This is a genomic window from Cobetia sp. 2AS, from assembly GCF_029846355.1.
GTDB classification, from domain to species: Bacteria; Pseudomonadota; Gammaproteobacteria; order Pseudomonadales; family Halomonadaceae; genus Cobetia; species Cobetia amphilecti.
The window spans coordinates 604,198-619,502 of sequence record NZ_JARWKQ010000001.1 but is presented as its reverse complement, the minus strand read 5'-3'; the positions used below and the strand labels follow the sequence as shown (position 1 = coordinate 619,502).

The 15,305-nt window shown below is 62.6% G+C and carries 16 protein-coding genes; 6 read left to right on the top strand and 10 right to left on the bottom strand.

Annotation, left to right across the window (positions count from 1 at the left end; genetic code table 11):
* The first annotated feature begins 133 nt into the window (after positions 1-133).
* Both QD356_RS02660 and QD356_RS02655 read left to right on the top strand, forming a co-directional pair.
* The gene (locus tag QD356_RS02660) at positions 134-727 is read left to right on the top strand and encodes an OmpW family outer membrane protein (RefSeq protein WP_054556795.1); all 594 of its coding nucleotides are present in this window, start codon (positions 134-136) and stop codon (positions 725-727) included.
* 481 nt (positions 728-1,208) lie between these two features.
* The gene (locus QD356_RS02655; RefSeq protein ID WP_192838248.1) at positions 1,209-1,829 is read left to right on the top strand and encodes an OmpW family outer membrane protein; all 621 of its coding nucleotides are present in this window, start codon (positions 1,209-1,211) and stop codon (positions 1,827-1,829) included.
* A gap of 152 nt (positions 1,830-1,981) precedes the next feature.
* Here the strand turns inward: QD356_RS02655 and QD356_RS02650 are convergent, their stop codons facing one another.
* Positions 1,982-2,974, bottom strand: a complete 993-nt coding sequence (locus QD356_RS02650) for a DMT family transporter (RefSeq protein ID WP_192837891.1) — start codon at positions 2,972-2,974, stop codon at positions 1,982-1,984.
* A 155-nt stretch (positions 2,975-3,129) separates the two neighbouring features.
* On the opposite strand from QD356_RS02650, the gene QD356_RS02645 reads away from it, so the two are divergent.
* Positions 3,130-4,860, top strand: coding sequence for a PLP-dependent aminotransferase family protein (locus QD356_RS02645; protein ID WP_192837890.1), 1,731 nt, complete (start codon positions 3,130-3,132; stop codon positions 4,858-4,860).
* 39 nt (positions 4,861-4,899) lie between these two features.
* On the opposite strand, the gene QD356_RS02640 is transcribed toward QD356_RS02645, so the two are convergent.
* Entirely contained in the window at positions 4,900-5,775 is an 876-nt protein-coding gene (locus QD356_RS02640; protein ID WP_043335420.1) for a carboxylate/amino acid/amine transporter, read from the bottom strand.
* Between QD356_RS02640 and QD356_RS02635 the strand changes: the two genes are divergently transcribed.
* Positions 5,774-6,340 carry a DUF6314 family protein gene (locus QD356_RS02635; RefSeq protein ID WP_192837889.1) on the top strand — a complete coding sequence of 189 codons (567 nt, stop codon included), beginning with the start codon at positions 5,774-5,776 and terminating at the stop codon, positions 6,338-6,340. The two genes, QD356_RS02640 and QD356_RS02635, sit on opposite strands and share 2 nt — an antisense overlap.
* 112 nt (positions 6,341-6,452) lie before the next feature.
* Here QD356_RS02635 and QD356_RS02630 read toward each other — a convergent pair whose 3' ends face one another.
* The 6 genes from QD356_RS02630 to QD356_RS02605 form a co-directional block, all read right to left on the bottom strand.
* Entirely contained in the window at positions 6,453-7,136 is a 684-nt protein-coding gene (locus QD356_RS02630) for a carboxylesterase (RefSeq protein WP_192837888.1), read from the bottom strand.
* A gap of 449 nt (positions 7,137-7,585) precedes the next feature.
* A complete protein-coding gene (locus QD356_RS02625) occupies positions 7,586-7,852 on the bottom strand; it encodes a hypothetical protein (RefSeq protein ID WP_192837887.1) in 267 nt (88 codons plus the stop codon).
* A 515-nt stretch (positions 7,853-8,367) separates the two neighbouring features.
* Positions 8,368-8,700, bottom strand: coding sequence for a hypothetical protein (locus QD356_RS02620; protein WP_192837886.1), 333 nt, complete (start codon positions 8,698-8,700; stop codon positions 8,368-8,370).
* A 115-nt stretch (positions 8,701-8,815) separates the two neighbouring features.
* Complete coding sequence (locus tag QD356_RS02615) at positions 8,816-9,148, bottom strand: hypothetical protein (protein WP_043335408.1); 333 nt, start codon at positions 9,146-9,148, stop codon at positions 8,816-8,818.
* Positions 9,149-9,238: 90 nt separating this feature from the next.
* A complete protein-coding gene (locus QD356_RS02610; RefSeq protein ID WP_192837885.1) occupies positions 9,239-9,571 on the bottom strand; it encodes a hypothetical protein in 333 nt (110 codons plus the stop codon).
* An 86-nt stretch (positions 9,572-9,657) separates the two neighbouring features.
* Entirely contained in the window at positions 9,658-9,999 is a 342-nt protein-coding gene (locus QD356_RS02605; protein WP_107335218.1) for a hypothetical protein, read from the bottom strand.
* Positions 10,000-11,309: 1,310 nt separating this feature from the next.
* Between QD356_RS02605 and QD356_RS02600 the strand changes: the two genes are divergently transcribed.
* Both QD356_RS02600 and brnQ read left to right on the top strand, forming a co-directional pair.
* Positions 11,310-12,587: a DUF1853 family protein gene (locus QD356_RS02600; RefSeq protein WP_192837884.1), complete on the top strand. Its 1,278-nt coding sequence runs from the start codon at positions 11,310-11,312 to the stop codon at positions 12,585-12,587.
* A gap of 269 nt (positions 12,588-12,856) precedes the next feature.
* Positions 12,857-14,197: a branched-chain amino acid transport system II carrier protein gene (brnQ, locus tag QD356_RS02595; RefSeq protein WP_279876672.1), complete on the top strand. Its 1,341-nt coding sequence runs from the start codon at positions 12,857-12,859 to the stop codon at positions 14,195-14,197.
* Between the two features lie 136 nt (positions 14,198-14,333).
* Here the strand turns inward: brnQ and QD356_RS02590 are convergent, their stop codons facing one another.
* Positions 14,334-14,834: a gamma-glutamylcyclotransferase family protein gene (locus QD356_RS02590; protein WP_192837883.1), complete on the bottom strand. Its 501-nt coding sequence runs from the start codon at positions 14,832-14,834 to the stop codon at positions 14,334-14,336.
* Between the two features lie 87 nt (positions 14,835-14,921).
* Positions 14,922-15,287 (bottom strand): YqcC family protein, encoded by a 366-nt coding sequence (locus QD356_RS02585; RefSeq protein WP_054556809.1) that lies wholly within the window; start codon positions 15,285-15,287, stop codon positions 14,922-14,924.
* Positions 15,288-15,305: the final 18 nt, after the last annotated feature.

The following is a 15,305-nucleotide window of genomic DNA, read 5'->3' as shown; positions in this document are numbered from 1 at the left end:
CAGAACGCTGTTTTTTATAGTTCGCAGCGTCCCCTGATCGACGCAGCCACGCAGAGCACACGGCCCAAGCCGTAGGGTAGCGAGGCACTGCTGACAGGCAGCTCACGAAGCCAAGCTTCAAGGAGAACTACACATGAAAGCTATCAAGATCCTGACCGCTACTGTTATCGCCGGCACCATGGCAATGGGCGCACAATCCGCCATGGCCTATGGCAAGGGTGACATCTTCCTGCGCGGTGGCGTTGCCAAGGTCGACGGCAAGAGCAACAACGGCAACGGTCTGATCGCCAAGGATGAGTCTGGCTTCGCCGGTTCCGTGGGCTACATGTTCCACGACAACCTGGCCATCGCCCTGCAGTCCACTGAAGAATTCAGCACTGACTGGGAAAACAGCGCCGGTGGTTTCGATCAGATGCCGATCAACCTGATGCTGCAGTACTACCCGCTGGGCGGTACTGAAGCCCGCGTCCAGCCGTACGCTGGTGTCGGCCTGAACTACACCCACTTCTCCGGTGAGTCTGCCGGTGGCCAGAGCATGGACATCGACGACAGCTACGGCGCCGCTGCCGAGCTGGGTGTGGACCTCAAGATCACCGAAGCCTGGGCCGTCAACGGCTTCGCTCGTTACGCCGACGTCAAGGCCGATACCAAGATCGCCGGTCAGGACGTGAACGACACCGAGCTGGACCCGGTCACTGTCGGTGCCGGTGTCACCTACCGCTTCTAAGTCCTTGCGCGAGGCGTGAACATGCCTCCAGCGAGTACCTGGCAAGCCGTGTGATGCCGCGTCATGAAAACGCCAGCGATGGAGCTCGGCAACGCCGAGCCGTCCAGGCGCCAGATGGGCATCACACACAAACGCCGCAGACCTTCGGGTCTGCGGCGTTTTCGTTGTGGGCAGCCAACGGCTACACGGCGGATCTTGAGCGACGTGGCGCAGAAATTGACCTGGATCAACCACGTCCCTGACCGAGCAAGAACGCCCGTAAACTCTTGCCCCAGATCAAATTTCTCGAAATTCGGCTACCTAGAATGAGGGCATTGTTTCCCGCCATCCTTCAGGAGCCATCATGTCCGACGTCGTCACTCGCTCAGCCTCCCTCCCCGCGCACCTGACTTCGCGTAGCCCGCGCTCTGCAGCACGCCCGTGGCAGCTTCTGGCACTGGCAGGCCTCACCAGCCTCGCGACTCTCGGCGCCGCACCGGCCATGGCCGCCGACTCGCTGAATGGCGGCTCTCACAGCTCTCTCAACTCTCTCAGCTCTCTCAGCTCTCTCAACTACGGCGCCGGGCAGTTCTGGACGCGAGCGGGTGTCGCCAAGGTCTCGCCGAAGAGTGACAACGGTCGCATCGATGCCATCGGTGCCGATGTGGATGTCGATGATGACAGCGCCTTTGCCTTCACTCTCGGCTATCGCTTCACCGACACCTTCGGTATCGAACTGCTGGCGGCGCAGGATTTCGACCACGACATCTCGCTCAATGGCCAGAAAGCCGGTTCCGTCGATCACCTGCCGCCGACCCTGACACTGCAGTACTACCCGCTTGGCGGACGTGAATCGCGCATCCAGCCGTACATCGGTGCAGGCGTCAACTACACCCACTTCTCCGATGAAACCCTCGACGATGGCACCAAGCTCGAGATGGATGACAGCTGGGGCGCGGCCGCACAGATCGGCGTCGATCTGGTGATCAACGAGCACTGGGCGGCCAACGTCGCCGCCTGGTATCTGGATATCGATTCCGATGTCACCGTGGCGGGCAGCGTCAACGACAAGGTCGAGATCGACCCCATCGTGACCATGGCCGGGATCAGCTATCGCTTCTGATCAGCCACTTCCTGGCTAGCGTTGCTGATCAAGCGCATCTGACTGGCCAGAGACGACAACGCCCCGCCAGCCCATCTCGGGCCGGCGGGGCGTTGTGCTTTGTACTTGGTGCGTTGTGCGTTGTGCGTTGTGAGTTGTGCGCTCGGCACGCCTCAGCGCGGGGCGGCTTGCCCACTGTTCGTCGTTGCCGAAGCATTGGAAGTTGTTGCAGTCGATGAGGCTGAGAGAGTTGAGGGCGAAGGCGGCGTGGCCTCGTCGACCGGCGCCTTGCTCACCTTGCCCGGACGCGGGCGGTCCAGCACCAGCCCCAGCACCACCAGTGCCGCGCCCGCCACCATCAGCGCGGTCCACTGTTCATCGAACAGCCACCATGCCATCAGCGCGGCACACGGCGGTACCAGGAAGAAGGTGCGCGCAACCTGGTGGGCCTCGCCACGCTCCAGCATCAGCATCAGCAGCCAGATGGCGCCGACCGAGATGGCGATCACCAGCCAGGCCATGGTCAGCAGCAGACGCGGCGTGGGGTCAAAGGCAAAGCTGCCGACACTGGTCGCGGCGACGACGAACACCGCGCCCGCACCGAGATACTGGAACATCAGCCCCTCGACCAGCCCCATGCGCCCGGAGACCCGCTTCTGCCACAGCGTCGAGCTGGACACGCCGATCAGCGCCACCAGACACCAGACGAGCCCGATCAGCGGCCACTCCAGGGTGCCCGCGCCGTCCTTGGCAAGCCCTGCCCCCAGCACCAGGCTGACGCCGATGGCGCCACAGCCAAGCCCCGCCCACTGCTTGGCCCCCAGCCGCACGCCGAACAACGGCAGTGACAAGGCCACCGTCACCAGGGGATGCAGGCTGACCAGCAGCGCCGTCAGGCCCGCCGGCAGCCCCGCCTTGACCGCCGCGAACACGCCACCCAGATAGGCGCCATGCAACAGCATGCCGATGCCCATCTGCGCCAGACGGTCGTTGCGCCGCCCCCACTGACGCGGCTTGCGGCGCAGCCACAGAATCAACCCCAGCACCGGCAGCACCAGCAGGCTGCGCACCAGCAGCAAGGTGAAGGGTTCAGCGTCCAGGGTACCGAAGCGTGCGGCGATGAAGCCGCTGGCGAACAGAAACACGAAGCAAAGTGGCATCCACATCACGCAGACTCCAGCGAGAGAAATGACAAGCGGTCGGCCCGGGGCAGGTGCAGGATATGCACCGACGGGACCACGACATGAGCCTTCAGCTTGCCGCGAACCCTCAAGGGGGCACAAGATACAGATAATCACCAATTCAAGGGGTACAGACAGGCATGTCATCCGCCGAGCACGCTTCGTCCGCCAGCCGCCCTTCGCTTGCCGGCGATGCCATCAGCTCAACCACCAGCTCAATCGCCAGCTCAATCGCCAGCTCAGGCGCCACTGCCGCGACGCTGCCGCGCTATCAGCAGCTGGTCGAGCGACTCAAGGCCCAGATGGCGACGGGCAAACTGAGCGCGGGACAGCGCCTGCCTTCGCTCAGGCGGCAGGCGGCGCAGTCGGGACTCGGCCTCAACAGCGTGATTCGTGCCTATGGCGAGCTGGAGGCGGCGGGCCTGATCATCGCCGAACCGCGTGCCGGCTATCGGGTCGCGCCAGCGACGCAGGCTGCTCACGACGCGGATGCCCTGAATGGCGCCCTGAATGGCGGCTCGCAGACCAGTCCAGCTTCATCTCGTCACCCCGGCGAATCGCAGCACGGGCAGCGGGAGTCACATCACAGGCCACGTGCCATCACCACCCTCACCATCAGTGACCCGGCCTGGCAGGCGATGGCGAATGCCAGCGATCCGCGCCTGGCGCCGTTGGGTGCCGCTCATCCGGAGCTGGACGCCCCCGCCGTGCGACGCCTGTATCGTCTGGCGCGCACTCAGCTCGGGGCGCATGCCCAGCATCCCAGCGCCTATGCCCTGCCGCCGGGCTCGAGCGCGCTGCGCACCGCCATCGCCCAGCACCTCAGTCACCACGGTCATCCCTGTGACAGCGACGCCCTGTTGATCAGCCAGGGGGCACAGCATGGCATGTCACTGCTGCTCGGCCAGCTGCGGGCCGCCAAGGGCCGCTGCCGGGTCGGCGTCGAAGCGCCGGGCTATTTCGGCATCGTGGCCGCCATCGAAGCCCAGGGCCATCAGGCGATCGCCATTCCTGCCCGCGCGCACCAAGGACTGGATGTCGAGGCGCTCGAGCGTCTGCTCGAACGTCATGATGACAAGACGCCCGCCCTGACGCTGGATGCCCTGATCGTGACCGCGGATGGCCACAATCCCCTGGGCGGACAGCTGAGCACGCCAGATCGCCACCGCCTGCTGGCACTGGCGGCCCGCCACGCCATCCTGCTGGTCGAGAACACCACCTTTGCCGAGCTGAGTTTCGATACCCGCCAGCCGTGGCTGGCCGACCTCGCCCACCGCCATGCCGACAGGCCGATGCCTGCGCTGATCAGTCTCGGATCATTTTCCAAGACGCTGGACCCCCGCACCCGCTGCGGCTGGCTGTGGCTGTCACGGCCCGAGCAGGAGTCACCACTGGGGCTGCAGGCGATGATTCGAGCACGCTGGGCCAATGGCATGGGCGACATGCCGTGGATGCATGCTGCCCTGAGCGAACTGATCACCAGCGGGGATTACGGCCGCCATGTGCAGCGCATGCGACGCTGCTATGCGCGCCGCCTGGAACGTCTGCGCGCGCACCTGAGTGCAGCACTGGGTGACCGAGTCTGGCTGCCGCCGCCGAGCGGCGGCTATCTGCAATGGTGTGGCCTGCCCAGCCTTGAGGCGCGCCAGCTGGAGCAGTTGCATCAGGACCTGCTGAATGCAGGCATCGCCACCCTGCCCGGCAGCCTGTTCAATGCCGAACAGTCCGGACTGCGTCTCAATGCGGCCCAGCTCGGTGAGGAAGTGACGCAGAGCGCTGCGCGGCCCTCTGACACGGCTCCCCGCCAGCAGGACATACTGGCGCGCCTCACCGCTCACCTGCAATCAGCCCTCGCACAGGGCGAGGGCTGATTGAGGTGCGATGTCTGGATTTGCTTATGGCACAGACTTTCAGGCCATGCGCAGCGCCTGCTCGCGGCGGCGCGCCCACACCTGATTGATCACCAGTGCCGCCACGATGACCGCCCCACCCAGCGCCAGACGCGCCAGATCGGCGTCGCGGTTCCAGATCAGCAGATTGACCAGCAGGCCCGCCGGCACCAGCGCATTGTTCATGATCGCCAGCGTGCCGGCATCGACCCGGGTTGCGCCCTTGTTCCACAGGAAGTAGCCCAGCCCCGAGGCCACGATGCCCAGCCAGCCCAGCACCACGAAGTGCACCGGCTGCGACGGCAGCTTGTCGGTACTGCCGAACAGCAGGAACATCACGATCACCAGCGCCAGCGCGCCGAGATAGAACCAGCCGAACACATGGCGATGGGCGACATCCGCCGGCAGCTGCGGAGCGACCTGACGGTAGGCCACCTGCCCGATGGCAAAGCACAGATTGGCGCCCTGCACGACCGCAAAGCCGAGCCAGAAGCCGTCACTGACCCCGTCGTAGCGAATGATCGCCGCACCCAGCACCGCAATCGCGGCGGTCAGCAGGTAGAATGGCGACAGGCGCTTGTTCATCAGGTCATCGAGCAAGGTGATGTAGATGGGCGTGAAGATGGTGAACAGCAGCACTTCCGGCACAGGCAGCAGCAGGAAGGAGCGATAGAAGAAGATGTACATCAGGCCAAGCTGGATCGCGCCGATGGCCATCAACTGGAAGCGCAGACGACCGCTGATCGCCCGCGGGCGCATGAATGGCGCGAAGATCAGGCACGCCAGCGCGATACGCGTCAGTACGGCCAGATAGCTATCGACCTGACCGGACAGATAGACGCCGATCAGGGAAAACGAGAAGGCCCAGAGGGCCGTGACACCAATCAGGTAGGACATGACGAGTAAACCCGGTAGCCAGAAGAAGTTGACACCAATTGTAACCCTCTATGCGCTGCTCGCGCAGATTCGCCGGCTGGATTTTTCGTCACGCTCCGGCCCGGCCTCGCGCAATGCCTGGTCTGGGCAGGGAAGCGGCGAGGTGACGGTCACCCGCGAAGCCCCAGCTTCCCCCCACGACGGGGCACGACAGGCGGCTCAGCAAAAAGCGGAGAGCGTGGTATTTCTCGAGCAGGGCCAGTTCCAGCTCGAGGGCCAGTCATCCAGCGTCAACTTCCACAACCGCTATCGCTGGCAGCTGGCCGCGGATGGCGCGGCGCTGTCGCTCAGTCATGAGCGTCGTGGCCGCGATGCCGCCGTCTTCCTGTTCGACCTGGTGGCCGACGGCGCTCGAGGCGAAGATCACTTCGTCAGTCGTGAAGCGCATCTGTGCATCGATGATCTCTACGCCGCCACGCTGGTCATCGTGCGCGATGAGGCGGGCAATGCCCTGGGCTTTGATCTCGACTGGCGCATCACCGGCCCGCGCAAGGATGAACACCTCGCCTACCGCTATCGCTGCTGAGCGCGACCAGCATCTGACATGAGGCCTGTCGGCGCTTGACGGGACAGATGGCAGCACATGAAAACGCCGCTGACGGATCACTCCGTCAGCGGCGTTATTGCCTAGCGGCCGATCAGGCCAGCAGACGCGCCTTGAACCACTCACCGATCGCCTCGATTTCCTCGAGACACACGGCGTGCGCCATCGGCCAGGTCTGCCATTCCAGCGGATGCCCCAATGCACGCGCACTCTCGGCGCCCGCCTCGCCCAGTGCCAGCGGCACGATATCGTCGTGGGTACCGTGATGGACACTGATGGCCAGGCCCTGATTGGCGGCGCTCGGCGCAATGGTCGCGCTGGTCGCGAAATAGGTCGAGAGCGCCAGCAAGCCGCCCAGCGGACGCTCGCAGCTCAACGCCGCCTCATAGACCACCGCGCCGCCCTGGGAGAAGCCGGCCAGAATGATGCGCTCACTGGCGATGCCCTGGGCGATCTGCTCCTCGATCAAGGCATGCACGTAGGCTGCGGATTCACGCAGCTGCACCTCATCGACACGCCGCCCGAGATTCATCTCGAGAATGTCGTACCAGGCCGGCATGCGCATGCCGCCATTGACGGTCACGGCCAGCTCCTGTGCATGCGGAAAGACGAAACGCACGCCGTGATTCTCAGGCAGACCCAACGCAGGCACCACGGGCACGAAATCACTGCCGTCAGCACCCAGGCCGTGCAGCCAGATCACGCAGGCATCCGCCTGGGCGTTCGGCTCGATGATCTGAGGGGCACGGTGGCCATGCTGCTGTGATGCGTCACTCATATTCAGCTCCGGTCGGTAAGAAGGGGAATGCCGCCCAGCCTACCATTGACGCTGGCATCTGCCACCTGCGTGCCTCATGTTGCGTACAGCATGAATCCGGGCATAAAAAAACCCGCCATGGTGGCGGGCAATGAATGTCGGGACAGCGACACCCAGGACAGGAAAGCGTTTGAGAAAGGGTTTTGCCACCGAGTCGTTCAAGACGGGCTGGTGGAGGGGCCCAAAGCCCTTACTCAAGCGTTCTGCTCACTATCCAAGTGTCTCTACGTCTGGGATATTTCCTTTCGCTTTCCCTGAATTTCGGTAGTCACTGGCTTGCGCATCAGTGCCTACGCCTTCGATCATCGCTGCGCGGTGATTCAAGCAACGGCAATCAAATCACAGCGCTTCAATTGTTTCGCAATGACAACTTACGGCATGAAGTCGTGTGAACCATCATCATCGAAAGCTCAGCGATGGTCGGCGTCGATATCGACTGCACCATGCACATCACTATCGGCAAACACATTGCCACGGCTGGTGATCAGAATGTCAGGATTTGCGGCGTAGCGCTTTTCACTCTTCTGATAATCACGCACTTCGCTGTGAATGCCGTGAGATTGAGCGCTATTGAAACGCGCATTGCTGCTGTCATCAGTGCTGATATCGGCACTGGCCAGACCGCTGGTGGCGAGGGCAAACGCTGCCAGGCCGTGAGTCATGAATGACTTGATCATCTTTCTATCCTCCGTTCATTTTCACTATCGAGTTGCCATGAAGTGACACATCATTGATCGCTTCATGTACTGGGTATATCCAGGCGAGATATCTATCAGAGTTGATACTTGATATTACCCACGTGAACAATTATCAAAGACCATCAACAAGCACTACCCATAAGGATGCGACTTACGATGGCGCGCTGTTCAGGCTTGCCCATGGGGGGCCCTTCTACGTCATCGTACGAGCCACGGGGCGTCGCTGCGCGGGATGACTCCCGACAGTCACTGGCCATTTCAGGAAGGGTCAGACTGTCGTTGCACTTCGCGACGAGGTATCACCTGGCGATCAGTGTCAGTGACACTGCTGTACGACTGGCTTGTTCACGCTTTTAGATCTTCAAGCTCTAGCTGCTTAAAACTCTTGCTGCTGCTCATGACGACACTTGCTGCGGGGACACTTGAGTCAGTTGCTGCTATGCGTTGTCACGAATCAGAGCGGGGCTCAGACAACCTGAATCGGACAATCTGAATCAGACGCTTTCGCTCAGGGCATGCTGGACGCGAGTCGCGGAAACGCTCTTGCCAGCATCGTTGACGAATTGCTGGGAGTCGGACGCCAGTGTCTCGCGCTGACCTTCGATCGCAGCATCGTTGAGGGAGCTTTCGACACGGCCCGCGGCAACGCTCATGCCGGTATCGGCAAAGGTGCCTTGCTCGGAGGCGGCGGACTGGGCCTGGCCGTGGATGCTGGATTCGCTGAGCGCAGAACGCACCTGAAGGTCAGCGACGCTGTCTGCAAAGGCAGCACCGGTGGCAGCAACGGAAAGCGCGGTAGCGGCGATGAGGGTATTGAGCATTTTCATGAAATATCTCCAGGGAAATCTTTGTTCGGGTCAACTGGGCCAGCCGAGTCAACAAGGTCAGCCAGGTCGCAAGCAGAGTCTGTCTTGGGTGCCGTCAGTGTGACGGCGCGACGCATCAGGCGTTGTCGTTCAGGGCATGCTCGACACGTGACGCGGCAACGCTCTTGCCGGAATCATTGACGAACTGCTGGGTGTCGCGAGTGACCTGCGCCTGCTGGCCCTTGATGGTCTGGCTGTTCAGCGCCTGCTCGACACGGCTGGCCGCAACGCTCTTGCCTGCATCGGTGATGGCCTGCTGCTGAGTGGCTGCCTGCTGGGCCTGACCGTGGATCACGGATTCGCTGATGTTGGCGCGAACCTGCTGGTCGGCAACGCTATCGGCATTGGCGACGCCAGTGGCGGTCACGGACAGGGCAACGGCGGCGATAAGGGCATTGAGGGTTTTCATGAGATGACTCCAAAAAAGGTGAATAGCGAATAGATAAAAGGGAGATCAGTGCTGCTGTGGTCCTGGGGTCATGAATCAGGACCTGCAGACTCAGGCGTTGTCGTTCAGCGCATCTTCAAAGCGTGATGCCGCGACACTCTTGCCGTTGTCGTTGCTCAGGCTCTGGCCGCGGGTGACGGCGTGCGTCTGTTCACCCTTGATGGTGTCGGCGTTCAGGGACTGCTCGACACGGTTGGCAGCGGCACTCATGCCGGACTCGGCAGCATTCAGCTGCGTCGCGGCGGGCTGCGCCTGGCCGTGGATGACCTGTTCGCTCAGTGCGGCACGCACCTGGGCATCGGCAACACTTTCATCAGCGGTGGCAACGCCGGTGGCAGCAATGGAAATGGCAGCGGCGGCGATCAGGGAAGTCAGGGTTTTCATGATGATTCTCCAGAAATGGGCAAAGTCGAATGTCAGGTGAGGCGATGTTCGGGGGTCACTGAGTTGTCAGCGTGACCTACCCGGCTTCAGGCGTTGTCGCTGATGTGCTGCTGAACGCGGCTAGCGGCGACGCTCTTGCCCTGATCATTGACGGTGGCGTTGGCCTGGGACACGGCAGCGGTATCGACGCCGCGGATGTGGTCAGCATTGAGCGCCTGCTCAACGCGACCGGCAGCAACGCTCATGCCCGTTTCGGAGAAGCTCTGCTGGCTGGTGGCAGCCGGCTGAGTCTGGCCCATGATCTGCTGGCTGCTGATGGCGTTCTGGACGCGCACGGCGGCGGGGCTATCGTCGGCTGCGAACACGGAGGTGCTGGCAGTGGCGATGGCGACGGTAGCGATCAGAGTCTTGAGGGAAATGTTTTTCATGGTGTATCTCCTGGTCCTGGTGCGGATGCTTCCGCTTTGAGTCGTTGTCAGTCAGTGAAGGAGTGGTTTGCTGACCCCTGTCCGGGTCCTGGCCTTCACTGACTGTGGTGCGTGCTGCGTTTCGATGATTAACAGACTAATGGTTAAGCTGCGTTCAAACTAGCCGTGCAACTGGAAGCTCACTGTTTCTCTTTGAGCAACGCCACTGGATACAAACGGCCTTCCCCAGCGATTGACCCTCCTGCCCCTCTCATCACCCATAAAGCTATTGCAGCGGCTCTGAAAAAGATTTGTACAACATGGAGAGTGCAAGAATTCCTTGTTTGCGTGCTGGCCCATCCCCTTGAGCGGCGCTTCGGCCTGGCAGATCACTATCGACTTTGGTTGAGGAAGACAGTGTCTCGCCCACCACCTTGGTCGAACATGCTGCACGCTGCAGGGTGTGTCTTGCTGTGCTGATGAGTTATACGTCGCCACAGCAGAACTGGATGCCACAAAAACAAGAAAATGCGTATTTTTCTTTTTGCTTTGGCTGAGACGCCTGAAAACAGCGTCCAGCAGCAAGAAATTGTGCACATCAATCTTTACGAATATTCATTGACCGATTGTTCAGGGTGTGGATTCTGCCCCTCACACTGTCAGTCGGTGACGCCTTGCCCACTGATGTCGAGAAGATTCATGTCGCTCGACAACCAGGAGCTCGAGGTCAATACCGCCTCATCAGCCCTGCATATTTGCTGCAACATTGATGGAATGCATTGTGAACCTCGCGAGCCGCGGGATATATCCCCGCACCGGAACAGGATTGATTCCCCCAGCGAATCAATTCAGCGCTCTGCCAACCCGGACTGAAGCACCCTCACTCACCCACGCGAAGTAATCCTAACGTTTTCAATCGCTTAGGCGACCCACGCAACGATGTCAAAATGATGACAGCCTGGGGACTGCCGTCGCATTTCCGTCGGCGGACAGCAGAACGTGTTGGAAGAGCGTCAAGAAAGCGGTGAGAAAGTGTCGCGTGAGCAGCGCAAGACTGGAGTAAAGGGTGTCGTAATAACTGGCGTAAAGGGTGTCGTAATAACTGGCGTAAAGAGTGGCGAGTGAGGAAAAGGAGCGAGAAGACAGAGCGAGAAGACAGAGCGAGAAGACAGTGGGAATGGAGAAGGGAGAAGGGAGTAGATAGAGAGAGGAAAGGAGCGCCAGCGTGACACCACGGCTGGCAAGCAGCACTCGGCTCGGTTCACACAGAGCCAGGCCCGAACGGTGCCACGCATTATCGACCGTCATCCGACGTGGGATACACTGGCGTCATGCCTATCGAGCCCGAAGCCCCGCCCCATGCATCGCCCGGTGCAGCCGAGTCATCGCCCCCTTTTGCCCAATGGGCCGACTCCCCCTGTGCGACCGGCTGCGACCTGCGCCGCGATTGCGCGCGCTACAGTCACCCGCGCGTCAGGGATATCGCCTGGCTTCTGAGTGCCCCGGATCTCTTGCAGCTTGCGCGTTATCCGCGCCCGTCCCTGGCGGCACTCGGGCTGGAGGATGACCGCGTCCGCCACCGCTGGCTGATGACGCTGGAGCAGGCGCCCCACGCGCTCGAGGCCGCCGTGAATGAGCGCCGCCACTATCGCCTGGGCCACTACCATGAGCTGCTCTGGCAATTCGTGCTGGCACATGCGCCCGGCAGTCGCCTGCTGGTCAACAACCTCAGGATTTCCCAGAGCAAGATCACGCTGGGCGAGCTGGATATGCTCTATCTGGCGGCGCAGGACACGGCGCCCACGCACCTGGAGGTCGCGATCAAGTTCTATCTCGGCCTGCCCGAAGGCCCCGAAGCGGCCGACAGCCCCGCACGCTGGATAGGCCCCGGCGGCGCCGACAGCCTCGCCATCAAGTATCAGCGCAGCCTTGAGCATCAATTGCCCCTGGCCTATACCGAGCGCGGACAGCAGACGATCCGCCAGGCACTGACCAGACAAGCACTGGCCAGACAAGCACTGGCCAGACAGGCAGGCGCGAGCGAGACGAACCCACCGTCGGCAGAAAGCCCGTCTGCCCCGCTGCTTGCAGGCCAGCAACTGGCATTGCCCGGCTGCCTGTTTCGCCCCTGGCAGCCAGACGTAGCTCCCGCCGACTGTCTGCCCTCGCCCCGCCATTGCCACCCCGAGAGTGCGCGCCAGGCCGGCTGGTGGATGAGCGTCAGCCAGTTTGCTGCCTTCTGCCAGACCCTCGAGGCCTCCCCGATGCATGGCGGCCCACTGCTGGGCTGTGTCAGGGAAAAACCTGCCTGGCTGGCCGCCCCGCCCGTGGCGTCGCTACAACCATGGCATGAACTGGACCGCTGGCTGCGCGATCACTTCGTGCCACCTGCCGCTGATGACCTCAGGCCGGACGAACCGGTTCAGCAGCACAGCCCCCAGCGCACGCATCAACACCCCCGCCAGCTGTGGCTGGAGCGCAGCGTGGCGGCGCCTGACGGCGAGCCGACCACCGCCAGCTCGCCTCGCCAGCAATGGCGCATCTTCGTAGTGCCGGACGACTGGCCGAGCTTCATTCCACTACCGCCCTCGGCACCTGCCGCGCAGTGAGCCTGACGCGTGGCTTGCTGGTGACTTTGTCTTGCTACGTGAAATCAACGATAATGCGCCGCGTCAGATCAGGGTGGCGACAATCCGTCAGCCTGATCTCGCCATTCGACCCGCGCGCAACACTACCCCGCTGCTCCCGGGTCTGCTGGTGACCCACCCCTGTCGCTAGCCAACGGCTTCTCGGCACGTCTTCTTGCCTGACCGACCACCTCATCGGTCACCTGATGATGCCTGCTGCAACGCATCTGCTGAATCCGTAGGACGTCATAGTGAAAACACGACTTTCCAGCCTCGATATCGTGGCGCTGGGCTTCATGACCTTTGCCCTCTTTCTGGGCGCAGGCAATATCATCTTCCCGCCTCAGGTGGGTCAGGGCGCGGGTGCCGAATTCTGGCCTGCGGCATTGGGCTTTCTGGCCACCGGTGTCGGCATGCCGCTGGCCGGTATCGTCGCGGTGGCCGTGATCGGCGGCGGCCTCGACAAGATCACCTCGCCGTTGCCCAAGTGGGCGGCCGCGGCCTTCGGCGTCGCCATCTACCTGTCCATCGGGCCGATGTTCGCGATTCCGCGCACCGGCACCGTGGCCTTCGAGATGGGCATGCGCCCCTTCATCGACATGTCAGCACAGAGCGGCCTGGCCCTGCATTCGGTGCTGTTCTTCGGCATCGCCACGCTGATCGCGCTGAGCCCGGGCAAGTTGATGGATGTGGTCGGCAAGTGGCTGACGCCGCTGCTGATCGCGCTGCTGGCGCTGATCGCGCTGTTTACCATCATCGACCCGCAGGGACCGCTGGGGCCGGTAAGCCCCGAGTGGGCCGAGACGCCGTTCATGACCGGCTTCCAACAGGGCTACCTGACCATGGATGCGCTGGCCTCGATGGTGTTCGGCATCCTGATCGTCTCGGCGATCAAGGCACGCGGCATCACCGCGACCGCTGACGTGACCCGCTACACCCTGTGGGCCGGCGCCATCGCCGCCATCTGTCTGGCCGCCGTCTACCTGCCGCTGACCTACATGGGCGCCACCAGCCATGCACTGGTCAGCGAAGCCGCCAAGGGCGAGCTGATCCCGGTCTACGTCGAGGCACTGTTCGGCGATGCCGGCAAGCTGATCCTGGCGCTGGTCATCACCTTGGCATGCCTGACCACCGCGGTGGGCCTGTTGACCTCCTGCGGCGAGTTCTTCCATCGCCTGCTGCCGAGCGTGCCCTACCGCCTGCTGGTGATCGTGATGGCCGTGGCCTCGGCGTTGATCGCCAACCTAGGCCTCTCGACCCTGATCAGCGTCTCGATTCCGGTACTGGTGACGCTCTATCCGCTGGTGCTGGTGCTGACGCTGCTGTCCTACCTGCGTCCGCGCCTGCACGATGCGCCGCGCGTGTTCGCCTGGACCCTGGGCCTGACGCTGCTGGTCAGCCTGCTGGATGGCTTCGAAGCCAGTGGCATCGACTCGCTGATGGCCATCTCGCACCGCATCGAGCCGCTGCTGCCGCTGGCCTCGATGAATCTGGGCTGGCTGACGCCGGCGCTGGCGGGGCTGATCATCGGCATGCTGGCCAGCCGTCGTGACCAGACGAACCTGGACCCGGCATTGGCCGCGCAGGACTGAGGATCACGCCAATCAGTCGCGCAGCGTGACCAGAAACACGAAAGCCCGCCTCTCCAACGAGAGGCGGGCTTTTTTGTTGCCACACGACAGCTGACAGAAAACAGATGACAGACGCCCGTCCGCTGTCTGGCGACCGTCAGCGCGGCGTAGTGCGCGACAGGCCCAGCTGAGCCAGGGTGGCGTCATCCAGCGCATGCACGGCCTCGACGCCGCTCAGCGCCGTGAAGTAGTCCGGCGTCAGGAAGTCACGCCCGCCAAGCAGGTGCTCCAGGTATTCTCGTGCCGGCTTGAGGCCCTCGGCGGTGCGCTCGGGCAGCGCCACATACACCCAGGCGTCGATCACGCCTTCGCGGGTGATGATGGGATGAAGGAAACGCTCATATTCATGCGGGCGGCCTTCGAAGGGGTCCATCAGCGTGATCTGCTCGGCCTCGAGCAACTCATACAGCACGCCTTCGACGCGCTCGCCCGGCGCAGGCTGCACGTTGGCATGCGCGATACCATCGACCCGAGAGGCCTTGTCGAAACTCAGGCGATGCTCTTGCAGCCAACCATGCTCGGCCCGTCGCGTCTCGCCGATGCGTGCCTCGACACGCGCCGGATTCATGTTGCTGCCGTAGGCGAAGTAATAGGCCATGCAAGCTCCTGACAGTTGTCTCGAGGCGCAATGCGAGGGCATCACGCCTGCATAGGGGCACAGTGGGCGGTGTCGGGTAGAGGAGGCTCAGTGCGTCGTGATCAGCGTGTCGATCTCGCGAATCACTTCCGTCATCGCCACGCGGCGCTCGGGGCGGGCATCCTTCAACCAGGCCTCGATGGCCGGCGCCACTTCACACTTGGCGGGGAACGGCGCACGGGCATCGCACAGCGCTTGCAGACGGGCGATGAACACGAAGCGCAGCCACTGGCCCATGTCCATGCGATCGACACAGAATGGCTCCACACTCATGAAGGCCTGCGGGGATGGCGTGTCCATGCGCCACAGGTCTGCTGCCTTCATGGTCGCTTCCAGACGTGCCAGCAACGCGCGCAGCTCGTCGTAGGGATTGCCGGCGATCTCGCCGTCCTGGGGTTGTTCAGTCGGATTCATGCGACCTCCGTCAAATCA